The following is a 1,647-nucleotide window of genomic DNA, read 5'->3' on the forward strand; positions in this document are numbered from 1 at the left end:
GATGTCGTACTTCTCGCCAGTTTTCGTGAAGTCGGTGCGCGTGTAGTCGAGTACGGTGTCGGCACCGAGCGACTGCACCAACTCTACGTTATTGGTGCTACAGACGCCGGTGACTGTGGCGCCGAACTCGCGCGCGAGTTGCACGGCGGCCGTTCCGACTGACCCGGATGCACCGTTGATGAGGATGGATTCGCCCTCTCGAATGTGTGCATGGGCTTTCAGAAACGCTATCGCCGTCAGCCCACCGTCACAGATTGCCGCGGCTTCGTTGTAGTCGAGGTTCGACGGCATGACCGCGATGGTCCCGTCTTCGGGGAGGCAGAGATACTCGGCGTGTGCCCCGCTCCCTGGGGCCGCGGTTCCGAACACGGCGTCGCCCGGTGCGAATCGCACGACGTTCCGGCCGATTGCCTCGATTTCGCCGGCGAACACGTCACCCGGTACCGAGTTGGGTCGCCTGACCCCGCTGAAGAACCGAATGATGAATGGCTTCCCTTCACGAGCGGCCGAATCTGGTGGTCCGACTATCGTCGCACGAATTCGAATGAGAACTTCGTCGTCGTCGGGGACTGGCTTCGCCACCTCGTCGACGTGGAGGACGTCTGGTGAGCCATACGCCGTGGCCACGACGGCTTGCATACGTGTCCGACCTTGGGCTGACTGTTCTTCGGCACTCGTTGTCATCGCAGAGCACCATAGGCGTGGAGAGACGGTAAATTGAGACTACTTCTTCCTCTTCGAAGTTCGCACGCGATGTTCGTCACGGCTGGGTGTTTCCATGGGCCACTCCCGGAAGCGTTCGACTACCGACTTCCTGATGATTCTGACCCGTCGTTCACCGTGCCGTCCCTGTCTCTTCGCTGGGCGGTGAACAACACTCCAACCAACGAGTGCGGACTGTGGACGTGGACGACTCGGAGGATGTTGGTGAAGAAGAACACGACTCCGGTCAGTAGCAGAATTCTCCCGACGACACTACCGACGGAAGGAAGAGAGAACATCTCGGTGACGACGAGCGTGAGCGTGCCGGTGACGACGAGGCTGAAGTCGAAGGTGGCGATTTGGTCACTGTAGAGGTCGTCTATCATCGGGACTGGCTCGTATCCGAGCAGGTCGCTGTAGCGGTGGACCCAGACGACGAACGGAACGACGTGATAGAGTGTCCCGAAGACCACGAACCCGACGACGCCGAGGACGAGGAGATAAAACGACGACGGCGCACCGAAGCGAGTCGCGTACGCGAGTGGGTCGCCCACCCACGCGAAGAACGCGAGGCCACTCCAGAGGGCCAGCGCAGGGACGACGACTGCGTACCGTGCGAGCATCGGGTTCCACTCGACAGATGTCTCGATGAGACGACGAGCGAGGACGATACTGAATCCAAAGAGCGTCACTGTGACCAGCACACCACCGACCTGTGCGACGAGGAGTGTATCGAACAGTCGGCCAGTCGCGAGAAGAACGACACCCACTGGATATCCGACTTCCTCGGCCCGCCGAAGCCAGATGTCGACGCCGTGGAGTTTCGTTTGCGTGAACATCGTTCCGAGTTGGTAGAGTGCACCGAGTATCGTGGTCATCACGGCGCCGAAGAGTGCGAGCGTCACGTGAGTGGTGACGACTGCGCTTCGCGTCAGTGAGAGCGAC

The 1,647-nt window shown here is 60.5% G+C and carries 1 protein-coding gene and 1 pseudogene; both read right to left on the reverse strand.

The window, feature by feature from the left end:
- Positions 1–639 (reverse strand): NAD(P)-dependent alcohol dehydrogenase (locus tag AUR66_RS13940; protein WP_231727900.1); only part of this gene is annotated, 639 nt, incomplete at its 3' end.
- A gap of 164 nt (positions 640–803) precedes the next feature.
- A pseudogene (locus tag AUR66_RS22125) lies at positions 804–1,647 on the reverse strand (hypothetical protein); the annotation flags it as partial.

The organism is Haloferax profundi (genome assembly GCF_001469865.1).
Lineage (GTDB): Archaea > Halobacteriota > Halobacteria > Halobacteriales > Haloferacaceae > Haloferax > Haloferax profundi.